This is a genomic window from Mesorhizobium sp. B2-7-2 (genome assembly GCF_006440775.1).
Taxonomy (GTDB): Bacteria; Pseudomonadota; Alphaproteobacteria; order Rhizobiales; family Rhizobiaceae; genus Mesorhizobium.
Genome location: NZ_VFTZ01000016.1, coordinates 56,375 through 78,654 on the forward strand (window position 1 = coordinate 56,375; position 22,280 = coordinate 78,654).

General features: G+C 63.6%; 21 protein-coding genes. 17 read left to right on the top strand and 4 right to left on the bottom strand.

What is annotated here, in order from left to right:
- Positions 1-193 precede the first annotated feature (193 nt).
- The 3 genes from FJ425_RS21105 to FJ425_RS21115 are packed head-to-tail and all read left to right on the top strand — an operon-like array spanning position 194 to position 5,184.
- Complete coding sequence (locus tag FJ425_RS21105) at positions 194-1,249, top strand: chemotaxis protein CheB (protein WP_140542271.1); 1,056 nt, start codon at positions 194-196, stop codon at positions 1,247-1,249.
- Positions 1,203-4,775: a CheR family methyltransferase gene (locus FJ425_RS21110; protein ID WP_140725856.1), complete on the top strand. Its 3,573-nt coding sequence runs from the start codon at positions 1,203-1,205 to the stop codon at positions 4,773-4,775. Before FJ425_RS21105 ends, FJ425_RS21110 begins: the two co-directional genes overlap by 47 nt.
- Before the next feature lie 34 nt (positions 4,776-4,809).
- Positions 4,810-5,184: a response regulator gene (locus FJ425_RS21115; RefSeq protein WP_140696581.1), complete on the top strand. Its 375-nt coding sequence runs from the start codon at positions 4,810-4,812 to the stop codon at positions 5,182-5,184.
- A gap of 11 nt (positions 5,185-5,195) precedes the next feature.
- Here the strand turns inward: FJ425_RS21115 and FJ425_RS21120 are convergent, their stop codons facing one another.
- Complete coding sequence (locus tag FJ425_RS21120; RefSeq protein WP_181175996.1) at positions 5,196-5,558, bottom strand: response regulator; 363 nt, start codon at positions 5,556-5,558, stop codon at positions 5,196-5,198.
- 616 nt (positions 5,559-6,174) lie between these two features.
- Between FJ425_RS21120 and FJ425_RS21125 the strand changes: the two genes are divergently transcribed.
- Positions 6,175-6,498 carry a hypothetical protein gene (locus tag FJ425_RS21125; RefSeq protein WP_140725862.1) on the top strand — a complete coding sequence of 108 codons (324 nt, stop codon included), beginning with the start codon at positions 6,175-6,177 and terminating at the stop codon, positions 6,496-6,498.
- 234 nt (positions 6,499-6,732) lie between these two features.
- Here the strand turns inward: FJ425_RS21125 and FJ425_RS21130 are convergent, their stop codons facing one another.
- Together FJ425_RS21130 and FJ425_RS21135 are read right to left on the bottom strand one after the other, a co-directional pair.
- Positions 6,733-6,939 carry a hypothetical protein gene (locus FJ425_RS21130; RefSeq protein ID WP_140542319.1) on the bottom strand — a complete coding sequence of 69 codons (207 nt, stop codon included), beginning with the start codon at positions 6,937-6,939 and terminating at the stop codon, positions 6,733-6,735.
- Positions 6,940-7,101: 162 nt separating this feature from the next.
- Positions 7,102-7,374 carry a hypothetical protein gene (locus FJ425_RS21135; protein ID WP_140696597.1) on the bottom strand — a complete coding sequence of 91 codons (273 nt, stop codon included), beginning with the start codon at positions 7,372-7,374 and terminating at the stop codon, positions 7,102-7,104.
- 190 nt (positions 7,375-7,564) lie between these two features.
- Here FJ425_RS21135 and FJ425_RS21140 point away from each other — a divergent pair, with 190 nt between their 5' ends.
- From FJ425_RS21140 to FJ425_RS21180, 9 genes are all read left to right on the top strand, one after another.
- Positions 7,565-8,671: an SDR family NAD(P)-dependent oxidoreductase gene (locus FJ425_RS21140; protein WP_140696601.1), complete on the top strand. Its 1,107-nt coding sequence runs from the start codon at positions 7,565-7,567 to the stop codon at positions 8,669-8,671.
- Positions 8,668-9,741, top strand: coding sequence for an NAD-dependent epimerase/dehydratase family protein (locus FJ425_RS21145; RefSeq protein ID WP_140725865.1), 1,074 nt, complete (start codon positions 8,668-8,670; stop codon positions 9,739-9,741). The genes FJ425_RS21140 and FJ425_RS21145 overlap by 4 nt, the downstream gene beginning before the upstream one ends.
- Positions 9,738-11,030 carry a TIGR04295 family B12-binding domain-containing radical SAM protein gene (locus FJ425_RS21150; RefSeq protein ID WP_140725868.1) on the top strand — a complete coding sequence of 431 codons (1,293 nt, stop codon included), beginning with the start codon at positions 9,738-9,740 and terminating at the stop codon, positions 11,028-11,030. Before FJ425_RS21145 ends, FJ425_RS21150 begins: the two co-directional genes overlap by 4 nt.
- Positions 11,015-12,115, top strand: a complete 1,101-nt coding sequence (locus FJ425_RS21155) for a glycosyltransferase family 4 protein (RefSeq protein ID WP_140725871.1) — start codon at positions 11,015-11,017, stop codon at positions 12,113-12,115. The genes FJ425_RS21150 and FJ425_RS21155 overlap by 16 nt, the downstream gene beginning before the upstream one ends.
- A 2-nt stretch (positions 12,116-12,117) precedes the next feature.
- Positions 12,118-13,245 carry a glycosyltransferase gene (locus FJ425_RS21160; protein WP_140635099.1) on the top strand — a complete coding sequence of 376 codons (1,128 nt, stop codon included), beginning with the start codon at positions 12,118-12,120 and terminating at the stop codon, positions 13,243-13,245.
- Complete coding sequence (locus FJ425_RS21165; protein WP_140635097.1) at positions 13,242-14,336, top strand: glycosyltransferase; 1,095 nt, start codon at positions 13,242-13,244, stop codon at positions 14,334-14,336. The genes FJ425_RS21160 and FJ425_RS21165 overlap by 4 nt, the downstream gene beginning before the upstream one ends.
- On the top strand, positions 14,333-15,442 hold the full coding sequence (locus FJ425_RS21170; protein WP_140635095.1) for a glycosyltransferase: 1,110 nt from the start codon (positions 14,333-14,335) through the stop codon (positions 15,440-15,442). The genes FJ425_RS21165 and FJ425_RS21170 overlap by 4 nt, the downstream gene beginning before the upstream one ends.
- Before the next feature lie 23 nt (positions 15,443-15,465).
- The gene (locus FJ425_RS21175; RefSeq protein ID WP_140635146.1) at positions 15,466-16,500 is read left to right on the top strand and encodes a UDP-glucuronic acid decarboxylase family protein; all 1,035 of its coding nucleotides are present in this window, start codon (positions 15,466-15,468) and stop codon (positions 16,498-16,500) included.
- Between the two features lie 114 nt (positions 16,501-16,614).
- Positions 16,615-16,764 (top strand): hypothetical protein, encoded by a 150-nt coding sequence (locus FJ425_RS21180; protein WP_224544254.1) that lies wholly within the window; start codon positions 16,615-16,617, stop codon positions 16,762-16,764.
- On the opposite strand, the gene FJ425_RS21185 is transcribed toward FJ425_RS21180, so the two are convergent.
- On the bottom strand, positions 16,765-18,513 hold the full coding sequence (locus FJ425_RS21185) for a hypothetical protein (protein WP_140635093.1): 1,749 nt from the start codon (positions 18,511-18,513) through the stop codon (positions 16,765-16,767).
- Positions 18,514-18,666: 153 nt separating this feature from the next.
- On the opposite strand from FJ425_RS21185, the gene FJ425_RS21190 reads away from it, so the two are divergent.
- From FJ425_RS21190 to FJ425_RS21205, 4 genes are read left to right on the top strand one after another with little or no spacing between them, the layout of a single operon-like run.
- Positions 18,667-19,770, top strand: a complete 1,104-nt coding sequence (locus FJ425_RS21190) for an inositol-3-phosphate synthase (RefSeq protein ID WP_140635091.1) — start codon at positions 18,667-18,669, stop codon at positions 19,768-19,770.
- Positions 19,767-20,363: a histidine phosphatase family protein gene (locus FJ425_RS21195; RefSeq protein WP_140635089.1), complete on the top strand. Its 597-nt coding sequence runs from the start codon at positions 19,767-19,769 to the stop codon at positions 20,361-20,363. Before FJ425_RS21190 ends, FJ425_RS21195 begins: the two co-directional genes overlap by 4 nt.
- A 14-nt stretch (positions 20,364-20,377) precedes the next feature.
- Positions 20,378-21,475, top strand: coding sequence for a glycosyltransferase (locus FJ425_RS21200; RefSeq protein WP_140635087.1), 1,098 nt, complete (start codon positions 20,378-20,380; stop codon positions 21,473-21,475).
- Complete coding sequence (locus tag FJ425_RS21205) at positions 21,475-22,278, top strand: nucleotidyltransferase family protein (RefSeq protein ID WP_140725874.1); 804 nt, start codon at positions 21,475-21,477, stop codon at positions 22,276-22,278. Before FJ425_RS21200 ends, FJ425_RS21205 begins: the two co-directional genes overlap by 1 nt.
- Positions 22,279-22,280 lie beyond the last annotated feature (2 nt).

Consider the following 22,280-nt stretch of genomic DNA (forward strand, 5'->3'; position numbering starts at 1 on the left):
GAAGCGAACCCGAACTGCCAGTCATCCCCTATGTTCCCGCCATCCTTCGCGACGAGCCTGGCCGGCAGCAAACGGAACTTCGTGCAGGTTGCAGGGTTAAACATCTGACCTGTCGCTGAACCGCGATGATGCCGTCACCCAACGGAACACTTCTTACAGCCCATTACAGCCCAGTTTGGAGGCTCGTAGCGGAATGGCCCGTTCCAAAGGTCTATCCAACCGCCATAACATCATCGTCATCGGCGCGTCGGCCGGCGGAATCGAGCCGTTGAAGCAGATCGTCGCCAACCTTCCGGCCGATCTGCCGGCGACCATCTTCGTCGTGTTGCATATCGGCCAGGTCAGCTGCCTGCCGGAGATCCTGGACCGCGCGGGCACGCTCGAAACGCAGTCGGCAACGAACGGCGAAGAGTTCAGGACCGGCTGCATCTATGTCGCGCCGCCCGGCTTCCATCTTCTCCTTCACGATGATCACATGATGCTGCGACGCGGCCCGCGCGAGAATCTTGCCCGGCCGGCCATCGACCCCTTGTTCCGCTCGGCGGCGCTGAGCTACGGCGCGAGTGTCATCGGGGTTCTGCTGTCGGGCGCGCTTTCCGACGGCACCGCCGGGTTGAGGGCCGTCAAGTCCGTCGGCGGGCTGGCAGTCGTCCAGCACCCCAAGGACGCGCTGGTGCCGGCGATGATTGAAAGCGCGCTGCGCTATGTCGAGGTCGACCACTGCCTGCCCGCTGCCGAGCTCGGCCCTTTGCTGGCAAAACTTGCGGTCGAGCCGGCCGGAGAATCCTTTCCTCCCCCGCCGGCAGTTAGATTGGAAGCGGCTATTGCCGCGCAGGAGCATTCGACGATGCAGGAAGCGGATCGACTTGGCGAATTGTCGGTGTTTACATGCCCGGAATGTCACGGGCCGTTGTGGGAGATCGAAGACGGTGACATGCTGCGCTATCGGTGCCATACCGGGCATGCCTTCACCGCCGACGCGGTGATGGAGGTGCAGGCGCAGGAGGCCGACGAGATCCTGTGGAGCCTGCTTCGCTCGCATCAGCAGCGGGCAGCGTTTGCCAAGCGGATGGCAGAGCGGGAGCGGGTGAAGCTCCGCTCCGGACTCGCCGCCGAAATGGGCAGGCGGGCGAAGGAATATGAGGCGGATGCCGCTGTGATCGAACGCATCCTCGAAAGCAGGCGGGTTCAGGCAAGGGATAATGGCGAAGTCAGCGCGGAAGGCAAGTACTCACAAGGCAAGGGTTAGTTCGCGCGACGACGAAAAACAGCCGGCGTCCTTCCCCATTGTCGGCATCGGCGCATCGGCGGGTGGCATCGCGGCATTGCGGAGCTTTTTTCCCGAGGTGCCCGCCGACAGCGGCTTCGCCTATGTCGTCATCCAGCATCTCGACGCCGAGCATGAAAGCGCGCTTGCCAGCATCATCCAGCGCTCAACCGCGATCGAAACGCAAACAGTCGCCGAGAGCGTCGAGGTCAAACCCGACAACATCTATGTGATCCCGCCAGGTGTTTCGGTGAGGATTGAAAAGCGGCACTTTCACTTGGTCAAAATCGCGGCCGCGCGCGACAGACGGGCGCCGATCGACGATTTCTTCATCTCGCTTGCGCAGGAGCAGGCCGAGAACGCCGCCGGGATCATTCTTTCCGGAACCGGCAGCGACGGCACTGTCGGCTTGAGGGCCATCAAGGAGCGCGGCGGACTGACGCTTGCGCAAGAGAGCGCCGAATATGACGGCATGATGCGCAGCGCCGTCCAGAGCGGCCTGGTCGACATGGTGCTGCCCGCGGATGAGATGGCCGGCAAGCTGGTCAGCTATTTCACCCACGCGAGCCGCACCGAGACCGAGCGGGACCGGCGCAAGCGCGAAGTGACCGAACAGCTTTCCCGCATCGCCGCCCTGCTTCGCTCGCGCACAGGCCATGATTTCAGCGGCTATAAGGACAACACCATTTTGCGGCGCATCCAGCGCCGCATGCTGGTGCTGCAGATCGACGATCCCACCGTCTTCTACGAGCGACTACGCGAGGACCCGCAGCAGGTCGATCTTTTGTTCCAGGACCTGCTGATCGGCGTCACCAGCTTCTTCCGCGACCCGCAGGCTTTCGACGCTCTCGAGCGTGTGGTCATTCCCCGGCTGTTCGAGAACCGCAAGCCCAGCGAGACGATCAGGGTATGGGTGCCGGGCTGCGCCACCGGCGAGGAAGCCTATTCGATCGCCATGCTCTTGAAGGAGAACGCGCCGCGCGGCGCCGCCTCGCCCAACTTGCAGATCTTCGCCACCGACATCGACGAGCGCGCGCTGGAAGTAGCGCGCGCCGGCCGCTACTCGGCGACGATCGCGCCGGACATAACGCCGAAGCGGCTGAAGGAGTTCTTCTCGCGCGAGGACGGCACGTACCGCATTTCCGCCGACCTGCGGGAGACCTGCCTGTTTTCGGCGCACAATCTCTTGCGCGATCCGCCCTTTTCCAAGCTCGACCTGATCGCGTGCCGCAACCTTTTGATCTATATGGGCCCGGAACTGCAGGAAAAGATCGTCCCGATCTTTCACTACGCATTGCGCAACAACGGCTATCTCCTTCTCGGTTCCTCGGAGAACGTCACGCGCCATCCGCAGCTGTTCTCGACGGTTGACAAGACAAGCCGCATCTTCCAGAGGCGCAACGGGGCCACCGCACATCGGTTGCCGGAATTCCCGCTCGTTACCGCGGCGAGATCGACGGATCCAAGTGCGCGCCGGCGGGCAACGGCCGGAACCCTGCAGGAAATCGCAGAGCGTTTGCTCGTCGAGCGCTATTCGCCGGCCTATGTGATCGTGAATGCCGCCGGCGAGATGATGCACAGCTCAGGCGGCACGGGCAAATATCTGGAGCTCGCTGCCGGCGCCCCCACCCACAACGTCTTTTCCATGGCGCGTCGCGGGTTGCGCATGGATCTAAGGGCCGCTCTCCACAAGGCCGTAAGCACCGGACAGGTGGCGGTCCAGAACAATATCAGCATCGGTACCAATGGCGGGCGTCAGACGATCAGCCTGGCTGTGCAGCCGCTGCCGGGCGATGGTTCTTCCGACCCGCTCTTTATGCTGGTCTTCCGGGATGTCGGCGGGATCAAGCCGGAAGCCGAGGACGAGGCCGTCCACACAACCGACGATGTCGAAAGCGCCAATGTCAGTCAGCTCGAAAGGGAGCTGAGGGAAACCAAGGAGCGCCTGCAGATTACGACGGAGGAGCTCGAATCCTCCAATGAAGAGCTGAAATCCTCGAACGAGGAGCTTTCCTCGATCAACGAGGAGCTGCAGTCGTCCAACGAGGAACTGGAAACCTCGAAAGAGGAACTCCAGTCGATCAACGAGGAGTTGCACACCGTCAATGCCGAGCTCAGTCTGCGCGTCGACGAGCTCACCCGCGCCAACAACGACATGGCGAACCTGCTCGAAAGCACGCAGATCGCCACCATCTTCCTCGACCGCGACCTCTGCATCAAGAACTTCACACCGACCGCGCGCGACCTGTTCCGGCTGGTGGAAAGCGATGTCGGACGACCGCTGGCGCATGTCCGTCCGCGCTTCACGGCCGACGGCTTGCAGGCCGACATGGAACACGTGCTGCAAAGGCTTGGCACGATCGAGCGGCAGGTCGAGGGCATGGACAACGGCCAGAGCTATATCATGAGGGTGCTGCCCTACCGGACAGTCGACAATATCATAGCGGGCATTGTCGTCACCTTCGTCGACGTCACCCAGATCACGCAGGCCGAGAAAAGGATCGGCGCACTCTCGCATGACCTGCGCAACCGCGTCGAAAGCCTGGGAGCCCTGCTCGACCTCGTGCCGATCGGCATCTTCATCGCAGAGGATGGCGCCGGCGTCGAGATCCGCGCCAACCGGCGCGCGGCGGAGCTATTGGGTCGGCCCGCTACCGGCACCAAGCCGATATCCGTGCCCGCAATCCTGCCGCTGACGCTCAATGGAACCAAGGTGGGCACCGATGACCAGCCACTGCTCAAGACAATGCGCACCGGCAGGGCAATTCCCGGCTATGAAGCGAGTATCCAGCATGAAGACGGTACCGCTATCGACGTCATGATGTCGGCCAACCCGCTGTTCGACGAAAAGGGCAAGGTCCGCGGCGCCATCGCGGCGCTGGTCGACATATCCAGCCACAAGGAGGCCGAGCGCAGCCAGGAAAGGCTGCTGCACGAATTGCAGCACCGCGTGAAGAATATCCTGGCCACGGTCACCGCGCTGACGTCCCGCATGGTTCGTACATCCAGTTCGATGAGCGATTTTTCCACGTCCTTCCAGCAGCGGCTGCAGGCAATGGGTCGAACGCACGACGTGCTGTCTTCCTACAACTGGACAGATGCCGATCTCGAGCAGTTGCTGCGGGCAGTCTTGTCGCCTTACAGCAGCAAGGAGCGCCAGAATATCATCATCCTCGGAAGGCCTTTGCAGCTAGGCGCGAGCGCGGCCGCGACACTCGGCATGGTGTTCTTCGAGCTTGCCAGCAATGCCGCGAAATACGGAGCCCTATCGACAGAGGACGGTCGCGTCGAAGTAGCCTGGAACACCGACAAACCGGGCATTCTGTCAATCCGCTGGAGGGAAATCGACGGACCTGTCGTCGAAGAACCGCCAAGGCGGAATTTCGGAACGAGCTTCATCCAGCAAAGTTTGGAGTACGAGCTGGGAGGGAAGGTCGATCTGAGGTTCGAACGCTCCGGACTTGAATGCGACATAGAAATTCCGCTGGCGTCGGGCACAGGTCGCTGACATTTGCCGCTGAGCGATGAGGAGTGGACACAACATGCTCTTGTCCGGCCTGAATGTCCTCGTGGTCGAGGACGTATTTATGCTTGCGGAGGACCTCACCGACCAGTTGACCCAAGCAGGATGCACAGTGATCGGCCCGGCACCGACGGTCAGACAGGCGCTTGCACAAATCGAGGGCGTTGCTCTAGACGGAGCCGTGCTGGATGTGAACCTTCGAGGCGAGCAAAGCTTTCCCCTGGCCGAACATCTCACGCTCGGCGGTGTCCCTTTCATTTTCCTCACCGGCTACGACAGCGTGACCGTCTTTCCCGACCGGTTTCGCGATAAGCCCAAGCTGTCGAAGCCGGTCGATTACAACCTGTTGATCGAAGCGGTGTCGCGGTTCCGCAAGAGCGATGCGCCGGACTGAGAAAGCCTCATCTACGACATGGTGCGATCGCCTACCAACCGGCTCGCAAGTTCGACCAGATGCCGGATCGGCGCAGGCTTCGGCAGAAAAGGCGCGCCATGGAAGACAGGCGACTGGAAGGCCGGATCGTAGCCCGAATGGACGACGAAAGGCACACCCGCTTCCTTGAGGCGAGCGGCGGCGGCCCCCCGTTGGCCGTCGAGCAATTGGATGTCGATGATGGCCAGATCGGGCTGGTTGTCGTCCAGCCAGGTCGCGGCTGCCCGTTCCGAGGCCACGCAGGCCACCTCGAAGCCGAGCGCTTTTAAGCCATCCGCCACATCGCAAGCGATCAGATATTCGTCTTCAATGATCAGTGCCAGGGGCGCTTGCATGACGATCTCCTCTGGCACGCTTACGTCCTCCTGGCAAACGGCTTGTTGTACTCCGCCGGCCAGGGAAGCGCACGACATTTCGCCCGCAAACGGCTGCGCGACTGCCGATTGGATTCGGGCCGGCTTGGTCCAAGCCTGCGTCCTCGCCCCGGCTGAGTTGGATCACGTCGAGGTTTGACAAGGCCGCGCGGGCCTCGAACAGGCGAAGAAATTCCGGCCTCAGCCCATCGCCCCGTGCGGCGGCAATCGCGTGCAGGGGCATAAAGGTCTTTATCGTCCGATCCTTCACAGACTTGCCTCCATCACAATGCGGCGACGGACTTTTCCTGCCTTGCCTCATCGAAAGCGACCGACAAGATTACGTCGCCGTCGCCGTCGCCGCCGCGAACCCGAACCGCCCAGCGCTCCCGCCGAGCTTCGTCTCCGTATCGAGGATACAAAGCTCCCCTGCTCCCGAAAGTTCCGCCCGAGTTCAACAATCGACTTGGATAGCCGCGCCTGGCATCCCGCAACGCTCGCGATGAACTCGAAGGCAGCGCCCTGATCGATATCCGTCTTAGTGGCGCGGTTGGAACAGCGGGGCCGGAAGCAGGTTTGGAAACAAAAGAGGCGCCGAATGTCACCCAACCAACGCACGCCCGCCGAAGCCCGCGGCGAAATCCAGGCCGGCAGGACGCAGGACAAGACCCCTGGGTTCGACCCTGCGGCGGCACCGCAGGAAACGGATGCCAAGGCCGGCAATGTCCCGACTTCCGCCAAGCCGGTCGAGCCGCACAAACCGAGCTTCACCAACCAGGCAAGCTTTGCCAACGCGATGCGGCCGCCAGAGAACGCGCCCGGCCTGCAGCCGCGCAGGAACGGCCCGGTGTTGGTGATCGTGGCGCTGGTCATCCTGGCCGCGGTTGTGTTTCTGCTCGCCGCGATCTTCCGCCAGGTATGAAAGGAACATCGTCCCCCGTCCCAGGTTTGATAGCGCAAGGAGGTAATTGCGATGCCGCGCTTGAGAAGTTTGTTTCGTCATCTATGGCGCTGGAAAGCACAGCCGACCACGGACCCGTCTCCGGTGGACGCCATCGTGCGGCTGCTCCGCGACGCCGAAAAGCAAGGCAGATCCCGGCGTTCGGGATAATGGCTGAAAGCGTCCCTCGGCTAGCGTCTCCGGCAGTCGCCGGAGTCAGTCCTCGTCATAGATATGCTCGTGGATGATGCCGAGGATCTGCAGCTTCACCGTTTCGCGGGCCTCCGGCCGCACGAAGGGCATTAGAAGGTCGACCGTCTCCTCCACCCGCCGTGGCAGGTCGGCGCTCGGGTCGCTCAAATAACTGCCATGGGCGTACAGGTTTTCGGTCAGCTTCTTGTTCAGGTCGGAAAAGAGTCCCATAGCCATTGCTCCTTGCTGATCCAACAGCCGGAGCGCCTACGCGGTTCCCTCTGCCGACGCCATTCGCGAAAACCCTGCGCCGGGGATGGCTACAGCCTGACCCCTGCCGCGCGCCGCAGGGCCGCCTCCCCCACGGCGCCATGACGCCAGGTTTTCGGCCTCTCAACCTTTCTGGCTGCGCTCGACGAATTTGTTGAAGCGGCTCGTTCCACCGCTGCCGGCTTCATCCTGATGCAGGAAGGCGAGATCGTTCTCGTCGAAGATGCGGAAGAATTCGTCCCATTCGATCGGCTCGAGCGTGTCTTCGGGCTCGCCGAAATCGATGCGCAGAATGCCGCCCTTGCCTTTCGTGCGAACGACAGCCGGCTGGCCATTCCGTTCTTCTACCCACTTGCGGATTTCGTCGTGGTTGGTGGTCGTCTTGGCCTCGGACATGGACTTTTCCTTTCTGCAGCGGGGGCCGATGAGCGGTCCTAACGGCAGCCAACAGGCAATGTTCCAGATGGTGGAACGGCTCCCTGTCGAAGCTGCGGCACCGCCTGCGACGGGAACTTTGTTGAAGCAGGGAACAAACCTTTTGCCGCGCAGTTCGGGGCGCCGAAGCAAAGTCCGCAAGGGAGTCATCGTGAAACGTGTATTGGTTACGGGAGGTTGCGGCTTCATTGGCCGCCACGTCGCTCAGGAACTCACCGACCATGGCTATCAGGTGCGCCTGCTCGATGCGCTTGTCGATCAGGTGCACGGCGCCGAAGCCATCAACCTCCCTGCGGGGGCCGAACTGATCAAGGGCGACGTGCGCGACCCCGACGCTGTCGCCGAAGCCGTTTCCGACGTCGGTGCCGTCATCCATCTGGCGGCCGAGGTAGGCGTCGGCCAGTCCATGTACGAGATCGCCCGCTATGTCGGCGCGAACGATCTCGGCACCGCGGTGCTGCTAGAGGCGTTGATCAAGCGTCCGGTCGAGCGGATCGTCGTGGCGTCCTCCATGAGCATCTATGGCGAAGGCCTCTATCAGACTCCGGACGGCGAGCGGATCGACAATGCGCGCCGAAAGCCTGCCGATATAAGGGAGGGCCGCTGGGATTTGGTATCGGCGACCGGCCAAACACTGTCGCCTCTTCCGACAGACGAGGAGAAGCGGCCCGATCTCGCCTCGATCTACGCGCTGACCAAATATGCGCAGGAACGCGCGGTGCTGATCTTCGGCCAGGCCTACGGCGTCGATGCCGTTGCACTGCGCCTGTTCAACGTGTTCGGCGTCGGGCAGGCGCTTTCCAATCCCTATACCGGGGTCCTCGCCAATTTCGCTTCACGCCTCGCCAATGGCAAACAGCCGACAATCTTCGAGGACGGCGAGCAGAAGCGCGATTTCGTCCATGTGCGCGATGTCGCCACCGCGTTCCGCCTGGCGCTGGAGCAACGCCAGGCAGCCGGCCACGCCATCAACATCGGCAGCGGCCGCGCCTATTCGATCAGCGAGGTGGCCCGGCTGCTTGCCAAGGCCATGGGCGTTCCGAAGCGCCCCGCCGAAATTCTCGGCAAGGCGCGCTCCGGCGATATACGCAACTGCTTCGCCGACATTGCCAAGGCGCGCGAATTGCTCGGCTTTGAGCCGAAGCATCGACTGGAAGATTCGCTCGGCGAATTCGCGGCATGGGTCCGCAACAGCGTCGTTATCGACCGCGGCGCCGACATGCGGCGCGAGCTGGAAGAGCGGGGATTGGTCTCATGACCCAGGGCCACCGCCATTCGCGCAAGGCACCGATAGCCGTCATTGGCGGCAGCGGCTTCATCGGCTCCAACCTGGCCGACAGCCTGCTATCCGATGGCGAGGCCGTGCTGGTCGTCGACAATCTCGGTCGCCCAGGCGTCGAGCAGAATCTCGACTGGCTGGCGCAAAAGCATGGCGACCGGCTGAGCGCCAAAATCGTCGACATACGCGATGCCGGCGCACTGGCAGCGGCGCTGGCGCCGGCAAAGGCGATCTTTCACCTCGCCGCCCAGACCGCCGTGACGACCAGCCTGACCGATCCCGCGCAGGATTTCGACATCAACCTCAAAGGCACGTTCAACGTGCTGGAGACCGCTCGCAGCACCGGCGCCCCGGTAGTCTTCGCCAGCACCAACAAGGTCTATGGCAGCCTGCCCCAGATCGCGGTGCGGCAAGCCGACGATCGCTACGAGCCGCTCGACGAGAAGGTGCGCGCGAGCGGGGTCGATGAGAAGGTAGGCCTTGATTTCTGCACGCCCTATGGCTGCTCGAAGGGCGCGGCCGATCAGTATGTGCTCGACTACTCCAAATCCTACGGACTGCCGACAGCGGTGCTGCGCATGAGCTGCATCTACGGGCCGCGCCAGTTCGGTACCGAAGACCAGGGCTGGGTCGCGCATTTTCTTCTCAGCGTCTTGTCCGGCCGGCCGATTACCGTTTACGGCGACGGCAGGCAGGTGCGCGACATCCTGCATGTGTCCGACGCCGTAGCCGCCTATCGCGGCGTGTTGGCCAAGATTGACGACCTCAAGGGCCAGGCGTTCAACCTGGGCGGCGGCCCGAGCAATGCGGTCAGCCTGCGCGTGCTGCTGGCGGAGATCGCCGACATGACGGGCAGCGACGTCGCGCTTCGCCACGACCGCGAGCGCGTTGGCGACCAACCCTTCTTCGTCGCCGACACGCGCAAGCTGCAAGCAGCGATCGGCTGGCAGGCGCGTGTCCCATGGCGCGAAGGCGTCTGCGATCTCGCCAGCTGGCTGCTGCGGCACCGGCTCCAACCGCACCCCGAAGCCACGAGGTACGTCGCATGAAGGTAGCCCTGGTCAATCCTCATTGGACATACGAGCACAGCATCTATTTCGGCTGCCGCCAGCCGCATCTGCCGCTGGAGCTCGGCTACTCGAAGGCGATGCTGGAAGCCGAAGGGCACGACGTGCTGATGCTGGACGGCTTGCTGCAAGGGCTGGACAACGCCGCCCTTGCGGAAAGCGTTGCGGCTTTCGCACCGGACATGACCGTCGTGACAACCGCGCCGACCTATCTGTTCTGGCGCTGCGCGCCGCCCGAGCTGCGCGTGCCGGCGGAATTCCTCAATCATCTCGCCGGGCGCGGCGGACGCACGGTGGCGGTCGGACCGCATGGCTCGGCGACGCCGGCGCCGAGCCTGCGCAAGCTCGGCGTCGATGTCGTCGTGCGCGGTGAATGCGAGGAGGTCGTGACGGAGCTTGCACGGCAAAGCGACTGGAGCAAGGTTGCGCATACGGCCCGGCTCCAGGACGACTTTCCAGTGTGCAATGGCGGGGTGCATGCCAGTCCGTTCGTCGATCATCCTGCGCTCGCCTGGCCGTCCGACTGGATCGCCGCGCATGGCCACCACCACCACAGGTTCGATGCCCACCAGAAGGGCGCCGGCGCCGAGGTGGAAGCGTCGCGCGGCTGCCCCTACAATTGCAGCTTCTGCGCCAAGATCGATTTCCGCGATGCGTACCGGCGCAGGAAGCACGATGCCGTCATGGCCGAGATCGACGGTTTGATCGCCCAAGGGGTCGGCTACATCTATTTCATCGATGAAATCTTCCTGCCGCAGAAGGCGTTGCTGGAAGCGCTGGTCGACCGCGATATCCAGTTCGGTGTCCAGACCCGCATCGACCTGTGGAAGCCGGACCTGCTCAAGCTGCTCGGCGAGGCCGGCTGCGTCTCGATCGAAGCCGGCCTTGAAAGCCTGACCGTCGAGGGCCGTGCGATGCTCGCCAAGCGATGCCGGCTCGGCACGGAGGACCTGGCCGCGCTTTTGGTCGATGCCCGTCGCCATGTGCCTTTCGTTCAGGCCAATCTGATCGGCGTGGTCGAGGACGACCCGGCGCTGGTGGACCATTGGCGCAAGCACCTCATCGATCACGGCGTCTGGGCGAACGAGCCCGTGCCGCTCTATCCCTATCCGAGCTCGCCCAGCTACCGCGAACTCTGGGGCGAACCCGACGATATTGCCTGGGAGCGAGCGCATGAGCACTACCTCGCCTCCTTCCGATCCTTCAGCGACATCCAGGACCAGCGTCCGCATGCGCTGGGTGAGTTGGAGTCCTCATGCTGCAATCACTGACCCATCGTCCGCGGCGCATTCTGATGACGACCGACGCCGTCGGCGGAGTCTGGCGCTATTCGCTCGATCTGGCGCGAGAGCTGGCGGCCAGCGGCGACAGCATCGTGCTTGCCGGGCTGGGACCCGAACCTTCCCCCGAACAGGCCCGGGAGGCGCGCTCCTTCGCCACGCTGGTTTGGCTGAAATGCCCGCCGGACTGGATGACGCGCGACACGAAAGATCTCGACCGGTTGCCCAGCGAATTGCAGGAGCTTGCGTCGGACTATGCAATCAATCTCATACACCTCAATGCGCCGGCGCAGGCAGCCGGTCTCGAGCTGATTTGTCCAATCGTCGCGGTATCGCATTCCTGCGTGGTCACATGGCTGCATGCAGTGCGGGCGCAAGCGCCCGAGGGCGATTGGGCTTGGCAACGAGAGCGCAACCGGGCGGGATTCGACCGCGCCGAAGCCATTGTCGCGCCGAGCCGAAGCCATGCCGCCATGCTCGGAGCCTGCTACGGCCCGATCGCGGGCTTGAGCGTCGTCCACAATGGCGCGCTCCCCGGCCCGGCAGGCGCGCATCGCGAGTCCTTCGTTCTCGCTGCCGCCCGCTGGTGGGATGAGGGTAAAAACGGGTTGGCGCTCGATGCCGCGGCGGCCTTGTGTGGCCCTCCCGTTTTCGCCGCAGGCGAAACGGAAGGCCCGGACGGACAGCGCCTGTTCTTCGACAATTGCATCTCGCTCGGCTCGATCAGCCATTCAGAGGTTCGGCAATTGATGGCGCGGGCCAGCATGTTTGTCTCGCCGTCCATCTACGAGCCTTTCGGGCTGGCCGCTCTGGAGGCAGCCTCTGCGGGCACTCCCCTGGTGCTGGCGGACATCGCGACCTACCGCGAGATCTGGGACGGAGCAGCGACGTTCTTCGACGCGCGCGATCCCCACGCGCTTGCCGGCTGCATCGCCAGGCTCTCGCGTGACGAAAGCTTGCGGCGCCATTTCGGTCAGCGCGCCGCCCGAAGGGCGCGCAAATTCTCGCTCAGCGCCCAGACGGCGCGGATGCGAGAGGTCTACGATCGGGCGGCGACGGCCATGGCAGGGCTTTGACCATGCGCTTCCTGTTCTACACCCACTCCGCCGTTTCCGACTGGAATCACGGCAACGCGCATTTCCAGCGCGGCATCATGCGCGAGCTCGTCGCGCGCGGACATGAGGCGGTCGCGCTGGAACCCGCCGACGGCTGGAGCCGATCGAATCTGCTTGCCGAGCAAGGCCCTTTCGCTGTCGAGCGCTTCCGCAAGGATTTCCCGGAGCTGATGGCGCTGACCTATGGCCCCGGCTTCGCGCACGAAGCCTGGCTCGCCGGCGCGGATGTCGTGATCGTGCACGAATGGACGGACAAGGACCTTGTCGCGCGCATCGGACAGGCGCGAGCCTATGGCAATTTCACGCTCCTGTTCCACGACACCCATCATCGCGCCGTATCGGCGACGCAGGCGATAGCGGCACTTCAGCTGGAGCACTATGACGGGGTGCTGGTCTTCGGCGAGGTGCTGCGCGAGAGCTATCTTCGCGCCGGCTGGGGCAAACGGGTCTTCACCTGGCATGAGGCGGCGGACGACCGGCTGTTCAAGCCGTGCCCGGATGTCGACCCCGTCTCCGACCTCGTCTGGATCGGCAATTGGGGCGACGACGAACGCAGCGCCGAGATCGCCGAGTTCCTGATCGAGCCGGCGAGCGCTCTCGCGCTGTCGGGAACCGTGCACGGCGTGCGCTATCCGACCGACGCCCGAGCCGCGCTGGCCGAGGCTGGGCTGCGCTGTGATGGCTGGATTGCCAACGCCGACGTGCCGAAGAGCTTCGCCCGGCATCGCGTCACCATGCACATCCCCCGCCGGCCTTATCGGGAGAGCCTGCCCGGCATTCCGACCATACGCATGTTCGAGGCGATGGCCTGCGGCATTCCGCTGGTCTCGGCGCCATGGTCGGATGTCGAAGGACTTTTCCGTGCCGGCACGGATTTCCTGTTCGCCCGGAACGGCGCCGAGATGCGGGGTCACCTTCGCGACGTGCTGAACGACAGCCAGCGTGCGGAGGCGCTGGCCGCGTCCGGCCGGGAAACCATCCTTGCGCGCCACACATGCCGGCACCGCGTCGACGAGTTGTTCGACATCCTCGCCGCATGCGGCAATCGCGAGGTCGCTGAAATCAAACCTGCAAGGGAGGCCGTCGCATGAAGATCGCCTTTTACGGATCGAGCCTTCTGTCGTCCTACTGGAACGGCGCGGCCACCTATTATCGGGGCTTGCTTAAGGCGTTGTCGAAGCGCGGCTATGACATCGTCTTCTATGAGCCCGATGTCTACGATCGCCAGAAGCATCGCGATATCGAGGCGCCGGACTGGTGCAGCGTCGTCGTCTACGAGCCGACAGCGCATGCGCTGATGCAGGTCGCCTCGCGCGCCGCGCAGGCAGACGTCGTGGTCAAGGCAGGCGGCGTCGGCTTCGAGGACGAGGCGCTGCTGCATGCGGTTCTCGACAACGCTCGCCCAGATGCGCTGACCGTGTTCTGGGACGTCGACGCGCCGGCGACCCTAAGCGAGCTGCGCAATCATGCCGAACATCCGCTGCATGAGGCGTTGAAGAGGATCGGCCTTGTGCTGACCTATGGCGGCGGCGATCCTGTGGTTTGGGACTATCGCGCGCTCGGCGCCGCGGAATGCGTGCCGATCTACAACGCGCTCGATCCTGAGACACATCATCCGGTCGCCGCAAATCCGCGCTTTGCCTGCGACCTGGCTTTCCTCGGCAATCGGCTGCCCGACCGCGAGGCGCGCGTCGACGCCTTCTTCCTCGATCCGGCCCGTGTGCTTGGCAGCCAACGCTTCCTGCTCGGTGGATCCGGCTGGGGCGACAAGCCCTTGCCGGCGAACGTTTCGTGGCTCGGCCATGTCGGTACGCGCGATCACAGCGCCTTCAACGTGACGCCGAAGGCGGTGCTCAACATCAGCCGCGACAGCATGGCGGCCAACGGGTTCTCGCCCGCGACACGCGTCTTCGAAGCGGCGGGCGCGGGCGCATGCCTGATCACAGATGCCTGGCTCGGCGTCGAGTTGTTCCTGACCCCAGGCGAAGAGATCCTGGTCGCGCGCGACGGTGCCGACGTCGCCGAGATCGTGCGCACGCTGACGCCGAAACGAGCGAACGCGATCGGCGCCGCAGCGCTGCGGCGCGTTCTGGCCGAGCATACCTACACGCTGAGAGCCCGGCTGGTGGACGACATCTTCAAGGCGCATTTCGAGCGCCGGGCAGTGGAGGCCGCGGAATGACGAAACCGCTCGACATCGTTTTCCTCGGACTTTCGTTATCCTCATCCTGGGGCAACGGCCACGCGACGACTTTCCGGGGGCTGCTGCGCGCGCTCAACGAGCTCGGCCATCGCGTCACCTTCCTCGAACGCGACGTGCCCTGGTACGCGCATCACCGGGACCTGCGCGACCCCGATTTCTGCGACTTGCGCTACTACCAGACAGTCTCCGAGCTGCCCCGCAATCACCGGCAGGAGTTGCAGCGGGCCGACGCGGTGGTGATAGGCTCCTTCGTGCCGGAAGGCAGGGCCATCATCGACGACCTCGCTTCGCTGTGCACTGGACAGTTCTGCTTTTACGACATCGACACGCCAGTGACGCTGGCGCGGGTTGCCCAGGACGATTGCGATTACCTTGCCCGCAGGCAGATACCCTATTTCGACGTCTACTTCTCCTTCACCGGCGGGCCGACGTTGCAGCGCCTCAAATCGGAGTTCGGCGCCCGCCGAACAGAGCCGCTCTACTGCTCGGTCGATCCAAAGCGACACCATCGCACCAGAGACGCGATCGAATGGGATCTCGGCTATCTTGGAACATACAGCGCCGACCGGCAGCTCGCCCTCGAAACGCTGCTGCTGGAGCCGGCGCGGCGCCTGCCGGAGCGCCGCTTCGTCGTCGCCGGCTCGCAATATCCGTCCGATATCGCCTGGCCGGACAATGTCGAGCGGATCGAGCACCTGCCGCCCACCGAACATGCCGCCTTCTACAGCCGCCAGCGTTACACGCTGAACCTCACGCGCGCGTCGATGATCGCGGCAGGATGGTCGCCCAGCGTGCGGCTCTTCGAGGCCGCTGCCTGCGGCACACCGATCATCAGCGACCGCTGGCCCGGTCTCGATGGCTTCTTCCCGGAATCGACGATCGAGACCGCGGCCAGTGCCGGCGACGTGCAGGAAATCCTCACAGCCAAATCGGAGCGAGCCAGACTCGATATGGCCCGTTCGGCACGCGAGGCGGTGCTTGCAAGCCACACCGGCGGCGCTCGGGCGCGTGAATTCGTTCTGGCTTTGACCCAGTCTGTCCATGCCCGCGCGGCGATCGATCTGAACGTGGAAAGTGCAGCATGAATAGCAGACAGGAGACTTTGCAGATGCGGCGATCAAGAAGGGTTCAGCAGACACAGACGGCGCTTGTCGCCGGCGGTGCCGGTTTCCTCGGTTCGCATTTATGCGAGGCCCTGCTTCACGACGGGTATCGCGTCATATGCGTCGACAACTTTCTTACCGGCCGAATGGAGAATGTCAGTTCGCTGATCGGCCAAGCCCGGTTCCGGCTGATCGAGCAGGACGTTTGCGTCCCGCTGGAACTCGGCGAGACTGTCGACCGCGTTTTCAACCTGGCCTGCGCGGCATCGCCGCCCCGCTACCAGGCCGATCCGGTCCACACAACCCGCACCTGTGTGATCGGAACGCTCAATCTGCTCGAGCTTGCCGCAAGCAACGGCGCCCGCTTCCTGCAGGCGTCGACCAGCGAAGTCTATGGCGATCCGGAACAGCACCCACAGCGCGAGGACTATGTCGGTCACGTCAACTGCACAGGACCGCGCGCCTGTTATGATGAAGGCAAGCGCACCGCGGAGACGCTCTGCTTCGATTATCTGCGGGCCGAGATGGCCGATATTCGCATCGCCCGCATCTTCAACACCTATGGTCCCAGAATGGACCCGGCCGACGGCCGCATCGTGTCCAACCTGGTCATGCAAGCGATCGAGAAACGGCCGCTGACGATATTCGGCGACGGCCGGCAAACCCGGTCATTCTGCTATGTCAGCGACATGATCGGAGGATTGCGACGCCTTATGGATGTCAATCCCAATCCGCGACAGCCGGTCAATCTGGGCAATCCCGGCGAGTTTTCGATCCTCGAACTGGCAAGGCTGGTTCGGGAACTGACCGGCACCAAATCGCCCGTGAAATTCCTGCCCTTGCCGCAGGACGACCCGCGCCGCCGGCGGCCCGACATAGGCCGCGCAAGGGCGCTTCTCGGCTGGTCGCCCAAGGTGCCTCTGAGGCAAGGGCTGCTGCAAACCATCGCCTTTTTCTCGAGCCTCGACGACCTCACGATGGAGCCGATCGCTCCAGTCAACAGGACTGAGGCCGGAAAAGTTCGGAACCTTCAGCTCTGAGGCGGTGGCTTCCTTCACCGCAGCGGAACAACCGACCGGGATTGCGGTTGGACATGACAACCGTCATGGAGAAGACCTGTGCAGCCGAAGCGACCAATCAAGGACATCGACCAGATGGCGGCCGCCGAAACCGCCGCGTTCCTGCGGCGAGCCTCCATCACCTATCTCGAATGTTGCGTCAGCCTCATGATGACACATCTGCAGCGCGAGGAAGTGGCCACAATTCTGGAGCAGGAAGCGGACATGCTGCGCAGGCTGGACTGATCAGGTCCTCGCGCGCTCGATAAAATGCGAAAGCCCGGTTTCGTAGCGGTCGGCGGCGCGCATTGCCCTTACCCGCTCATCGCCGTGTGTCGACTGTCCGGCCATCGTCCATAGCCCAAGCTGGAAGGCGAGATAGCAGGGCTCCATGTAGTCCACCAAGGAATGATCGACAGCACGCGACATTTTTGCCTCGATGCCTTGGATGAGCCGCGAAAGCTCGGCGTCGGAAAGCTGATATTCCGCCGTCGCGCCTGCAATGTCCCACGCTATGTCCTGACAGCCGACCATGTCATGCGAGCGGCAATGGTCGACGGCGTCCGTCTTGAGCAGGGTTCCGTCCGGCCGAACCAGAACTTCCCACGGGTGCAGGCGTCCGTCGATCTCGATCCTGCGCAGGAAGGGATGTGAGGAGTGGCGGGCGAACCAACCCTTTAATGTTTCGGCCGGCCCTTCCCCCAAGGCTTCCCTGCAGTTTTGCACGGCCATGTCCGCAAGCCCATCCAGCGACGCGCCGGCCTCTTCGGTCGACAACTCGGCGGCGCGCCAGCCGAGATAGCGTCCAAGCCATTCGACCAGCAGGTCCCTGGCCAGCCCTGTCCGATCCAGCCTGTCCGCCTCTGTCCAACGCTCGATCAGGAAGCCGTGGCAGAGCCCGGCGGGCTGCGTTCCAAAACCGGCCCTGTGCACCGACCTCGCCGTGTGCAGCTTGTGCTGCCCGGTCCCGCCGAGACCGGCGAACTTGACCAACCAACGCTCGGTGCCCGCCAGCGCCATGAATTTTCGCCGCTCAAATCCTGCAAACACCGGAGGCCAATGCTCCGGCGGCGTGGAATTATGCTTGCGCCATTCGCCGCCGGAAATCTCGCTGAGCTCGACATCGGCCTTGCCGAGCAGGTCCGCCACCCATTGGCGAAGGTTCGGCGCGACGCTCCCATCGAAGGCCGCTTCGAAATCCGCGACATGGCGCGAGCAGTGGCCCCAAATAGCCTGCATGTCTGCCGAAGCTTGCACTCCCGGCCCGCCGCGGTGGCTTGGGAACAGATGAATGCGCTTCTGGTCGATGCCCTGCCGGCGCAGCCAGGCAACGACAGCATGAAAGGAACTGCCGGAGAGCCCCGGACCTTCATCAACGACGGCAAATTTGGCATTAGGTCTGTCGCGCCAGCCGCCGAGGAGTTCGGGCGCGGCGCATATGTGGCGGCTAAACGGGTGCCCGATCGGCCTCACACTGACGGGCGGCGGCGCATGCAGCGCGGTGGCGACCATCGCCGCGAGGCCGAGACCGATGCCGCGGATCCCGATGACGCAGGTGTTTGCGTCGAGGCCCGACCGCAGCGCCGCAAGCAGATAGGTTTCCGGATATAGAGCATAAAGCGCGTAGCCTTCGGCCGGGCCGGTAACTATTTCGCCGCTACAATCGATGGTGGCAAGCTTCGCAAACAGCAACGGGTCGAGCGCTCCGCTCCGGACAAATCCTCGTTGCCAGGATCGCAGCACTTCCTCCGACAACTCGACGAGAATTTCCGACCCCAGCTTCTGGGTCGACGAATTGCAATCGGCACCCCTGGTCTCGAATTCCGCATCGGCAAGGCCTTGCATAAGTTCGGAGGCGCCGACGAAAAGATCGACCACGGCGGCGTGACGTTCGATACCGGCGGGCAGATCGCCGATTGCTGCCGCTGCGACCAAGGCAGCTTCCCTGAGCTGTTGTGCGCTGCGCGTTCGCTTGTGGTCGCCGAAGACGATCATGCGGCTCCTATCCCCCTGTCTGGCCGCCAACGCGAAGCGGCGCCTCTTTGATCCGAGATCCGGCTCAGCAATTTTTCGCGGCGCGAAGGAACATTCGACGTCGCTCCCGGTTCGGCGCGAGGAACTTACCTCCAGCAAAGAGGCAGCGGTTTCGTGACATCGAAGAAAGTTCGTATCGGCATCGTTGGCGTGGGCAATTGCGCGTCATCTCTTGTGCAAGGTCTCTCCTACTACCGCCACGCCAACGGCAACGAGCCGATCCCCGGGCTGATGCATGCCGACCTCGGCGGCTATCATGTCGACGACATTGAGGTCGTCTGCGCCTTCGATGTCGCGAAAAACAAGGTTGGGCGCGATGTGGCGGAAGCGATCTACACCGCGCCCAACAACACCTTCCGTTTTGCTGATGTCGCGCCGACCGGCGTTCGTGTGGAGCGCGGCCCAACACTCGACGGCATCGGCAAATATCTGCGAGACGAGATCGAAGAGTCGGATGAACCAGTCGCAGACGTAACCGCCCGGCTCCGGCGAAGCGGGGTCGAGGTGCTGATATCCTATCTTCCGGTCGGCTCCGAACAGGCGACGCACTTCTATGCCGAATGCGCGCTTGAGGCCGGCTGCGCCTTCGTCAATTGTATTCCTGTCTTCATCGCCTCGCGGCCGGAATGGCGCCAGCGCTTCAAGGAGCGCGGTCTTCCCCTCGTCGGCGACGATATCAAGAGCCAGGTCGGCGCAACCATTGTGCACCGGCTGCTCGCCAATCTCTTCCGGGAGCGCGGCGTGCGCATCGATCGCACCTATCAGCTCAACTTCGGCGGCAACACCGACTTCCTCAACATGCTTGAGCGCGAGCGGTTGGTATCGAAAAAGATTTCCAAGACGCAATCCGTCACCAGCCAGATCGACGTCCCGCTCGAGGCCGGCAACATCCATGTCGGCCCCAGTGATCATGTCCCGTGGCTGACTGACCGCAAATGGGCCTATATACGGGTCGAAGGTACCACTTTCGGCGGCGTTCCGCTCAATGCCGAGCTCAAGCTGGAGGTCTGGGATTCGCCCAATTCCGCGGGCGTGGTCATAGACGCCGTCCGCTGCGCAAAGCTGGCCCTCGACCGTGGCATTGCCGGCGCGCTCACGGGCCCCAGCAGCTACTTCATGAAGTCGCCGCCCCAGCAGTTCACCGACGCCGAGGCGCGCCTGCGCACATTGGCCTTCATCGCCGGCGGGGACGAGCCGTTGCTCGATGCCGCCGAATGACCACGACTTTCTTTCTCATCCGCCACGCGGCACATGATCATGTCGGCTGCTATTTGGCCGGGCGGCTCGAAGGCGTTCGCCTCGACGAAGCCGGCCAGGCCCAGGCGCTGCAGCTCGCGCGCCGCATGGCACGTGAGCCGCTCGCGGCAATTTTCAGCAGCCCGCGCGAGCGCGCGCTGGAGACCGCAAAGCCGATTGCGATCGCCTGCGAGGTCGAGAAGATCGCGATCTGCAAGGAACTCGACGAGATCGACTTCGGCGAATGGTCCGGCAAGACCTTCGAGGAATTGAACGGCGACGCAAGCTGGCGCCTTTGGAATGACCAGCGCCAGAGCGCCCGCACGCCGAGCGGCGAGACGATGCTGGATGTCCAACACAGGATCGTCGGCCTGATGGACGCGTTGCGCGAGAATGGGCAGGGTCAGTGCATCGCCCTTATCAGCCATGCCGACGTCATCAAGGCAGCCGTCTGCGCGATCCTCGGCCTGCAGCTCGGCGACTGCTTCCGCTTCGATATCGCGCCGGCCTCGGTCACCACAGTCGTTCATGGCGACTGGGGGTCCAAGCTCATCCGCCTCAACGAACTCCCCTGACGGAGCGGCTGGCTATGCGCATGGTCATATTCGGTCTCACCGTCACGTCTTCATGGGGCAACGGCCATGCCACGCTCTGGCGTGGGCTGATAGGCGCTCTGGCCCCAATTGGCTGGTCGATCAGCTTCTTCGAGCGCGACACGCCCTATTACGCCGGTGCCAGGGACCTCGACCGGCTCGATGCTTGCAACATCATTCTCTACCCGGACTGGGAGAGTATCGGCCATGAGGCCGAGGCCGCGATACGGCAGGCCGACGTGGTCATAGTCACCTCTTATTGTCCGGACGCCGTGAGGGCCTCGCGGCTCGCCAACGAGAGCTGCCGCGGGCTGAAGGTGTTCTACGATCTCGATACACCGGTAACGCTGGCGAGAATCGAGCAAGGTGACTACCCGGCCTATTTCGAGCCGGATGGCCTGCGCGATTTCGACTTGATCCTGAGCTATACCGGAGGACCGGCGATCGATGCGCTGAAGTGTATTCTCGGCGTGCGCCATGTCCTGCCGCTCTACGGCCATGTCGACCCCAACCGGCACCAGCCGGCCCGGCCACGGTCCGAGTTCGCCGGCGATCTCTCCTATCTCGGAACCTATGCCGAGGACCGGCAGGCGGCCGTGGAAAGACTGCTCGTGGCTCCAGCGGCCAAACTGCCGAACCGCCGCTTCATCATCGGCGGCGCACAGTATCCAGCGGACTTTCCATGGAGCGGCAATATCTTCTTCGTCAGGCACCTGCCGCCCGCGGATCACCCCGCCTTCTTTTCCTCCTCGCGCCTGACGCTGAACGTCACCCGCGAGGCGATGGCGCGCAAGGGCTGGTGCCCGTCAGGCCGGCTGTTCGAGGCAGCCGCCTGCGGCGCCGCGATCATCTCCGACAATTGGGCAGGCCTCGACAGCTTCTTCACGCCCGGCAGCGAGATTCTGTTGGCACACACCACCGGCGACGTCGTCGCCGCGCTTGGCCTGTCGGACAACGAAATCGAGGCGCTTGGCCGCCGCGCCCGTGAACGCGTCCTCGACGAGCACACGTCCGCGCACCGCGCCGCCGAACTCGATCGCATCTTGAACGCCGCCGCGTCCATGGCAAATGGAGCAATGGAGGAAGCCATCTGATGTTGGGGATCGTGCCTGCCGCGGGCCGCGGCAGCCGCATTCAGCCGCTGGGTTTTTCCAAGGAGCTGCTGCCGGTCGGCAGCCGGCTGGACGGGCAGACCGAGCGCCCCTGCGCGGTGAGCGAATATCTGGTGCGGCGGATGGTCCGAAACGGCGTCGACCGCATCTGCTTCATCATCGGTTCCGGCAAGTCGGACATTCTCGAATATTATGCCGCGGGCTATGACACCGCCGCAGCAATCTTCGTCGCGCAGCCCTCCCCGATCGGACTGTGCGATGCGATCTTCCGTGCCGAGCCGCTGGTCACGCCGGAAGAAACGGTCCTGATCGGCCTGCCGGACACGATCTGGTTCCCCGAGGACGGCTTCTGCCGCCTGGCCGACGACCGGCTGTCCTTTCTGATGTTTCCGGTCGATCGCCCGGAACTCTTCGATGCCGTCGTCCTGGATCAGAGCGGACGTGTCGAGCAAATCCAGGTCAAGCAAGCTGATGCCGCAACAAACTGGGTCTGGGGCGCCTTCAAGATGCCTGGCCGTATCTTCCACCAGCTCGCGGCACTGTGGCGCCAGCGCGACGGCTTCGACGAGTATTTCGGCACGCTGGTCAACGCCTATCTCGCAGCCGGAGGCGAGGCTTACGGCGTCAAGGCCGGAACGGCCTATGTCGATGTCGGCACTTTCGATGGATATCGCACGGCGCTCAGGCTGCTCGAAAGCAACGATGTCGTTGAAGATGAGACCCCGCCGATGTTCGCATCGCAAGATCTCTCAACGGTGCCAACCCTTCCAGGCGAAGGAGCTTAGCC

Bases quoted from the DNA above. Each gene is read 5' to 3' on its own strand.
- FJ425_RS21105 (WP_140542271.1), top strand. From the start codon at position 194: ATGGCCCGTTCCAAAGGTCTATCCAACCGCCATAACATCATCGTCATC.
- FJ425_RS21110 (WP_140725856.1), top strand. From the start codon at position 1,203: ATGGCGAAGTCAGCGCGGAAGGCAAGTACTCACAAGGCAAGGGTTAGT.
- FJ425_RS21115 (WP_140696581.1), top strand. From the start codon at position 4,810: ATGCTCTTGTCCGGCCTGAATGTCCTCGTGGTCGAGGACGTATTTATG.
- FJ425_RS21120 (WP_181175996.1), bottom strand. From the start codon at position 5,558: ATGCAAGCGCCCCTGGCACTGATCATTGAAGACGAATATCTGATCGCT.
- FJ425_RS21125 (WP_140725862.1), top strand. From the start codon at position 6,175: ATGTCACCCAACCAACGCACGCCCGCCGAAGCCCGCGGCGAAATCCAG.
- FJ425_RS21130 (WP_140542319.1), bottom strand. From the start codon at position 6,939: ATGGGACTCTTTTCCGACCTGAACAAGAAGCTGACCGAAAACCTGTAC.
- FJ425_RS21135 (WP_140696597.1), bottom strand. From the start codon at position 7,374: ATGTCCGAGGCCAAGACGACCACCAACCACGACGAAATCCGCAAGTGG.
- FJ425_RS21145 (WP_140725865.1), top strand. From the start codon at position 8,668: ATGACCCAGGGCCACCGCCATTCGCGCAAGGCACCGATAGCCGTCATT.
- FJ425_RS21150 (WP_140725868.1), top strand. From the start codon at position 9,738: ATGAAGGTAGCCCTGGTCAATCCTCATTGGACATACGAGCACAGCATC.
- FJ425_RS21155 (WP_140725871.1), top strand. From the start codon at position 11,015: ATGCTGCAATCACTGACCCATCGTCCGCGGCGCATTCTGATGACGACC.
- FJ425_RS21160 (WP_140635099.1), top strand. From the start codon at position 12,118: ATGCGCTTCCTGTTCTACACCCACTCCGCCGTTTCCGACTGGAATCAC.
- FJ425_RS21165 (WP_140635097.1), top strand. From the start codon at position 13,242: ATGAAGATCGCCTTTTACGGATCGAGCCTTCTGTCGTCCTACTGGAAC.
- FJ425_RS21170 (WP_140635095.1), top strand. From the start codon at position 14,333: ATGACGAAACCGCTCGACATCGTTTTCCTCGGACTTTCGTTATCCTCA.
- FJ425_RS21175 (WP_140635146.1), top strand. From the start codon at position 15,466: ATGCGGCGATCAAGAAGGGTTCAGCAGACACAGACGGCGCTTGTCGCC.
- FJ425_RS21180 (WP_224544254.1), top strand. From the start codon at position 16,615: ATGGCGGCCGCCGAAACCGCCGCGTTCCTGCGGCGAGCCTCCATCACC.
- FJ425_RS21185 (WP_140635093.1), bottom strand. From the start codon at position 18,513: ATGATCGTCTTCGGCGACCACAAGCGAACGCGCAGCGCACAACAGCTC.
- FJ425_RS21195 (WP_140635089.1), top strand. From the start codon at position 19,767: ATGACCACGACTTTCTTTCTCATCCGCCACGCGGCACATGATCATGTC.
- FJ425_RS21200 (WP_140635087.1), top strand. From the start codon at position 20,378: ATGCGCATGGTCATATTCGGTCTCACCGTCACGTCTTCATGGGGCAAC.
- FJ425_RS21205 (WP_140725874.1), top strand. From the start codon at position 21,475: ATGTTGGGGATCGTGCCTGCCGCGGGCCGCGGCAGCCGCATTCAGCCG.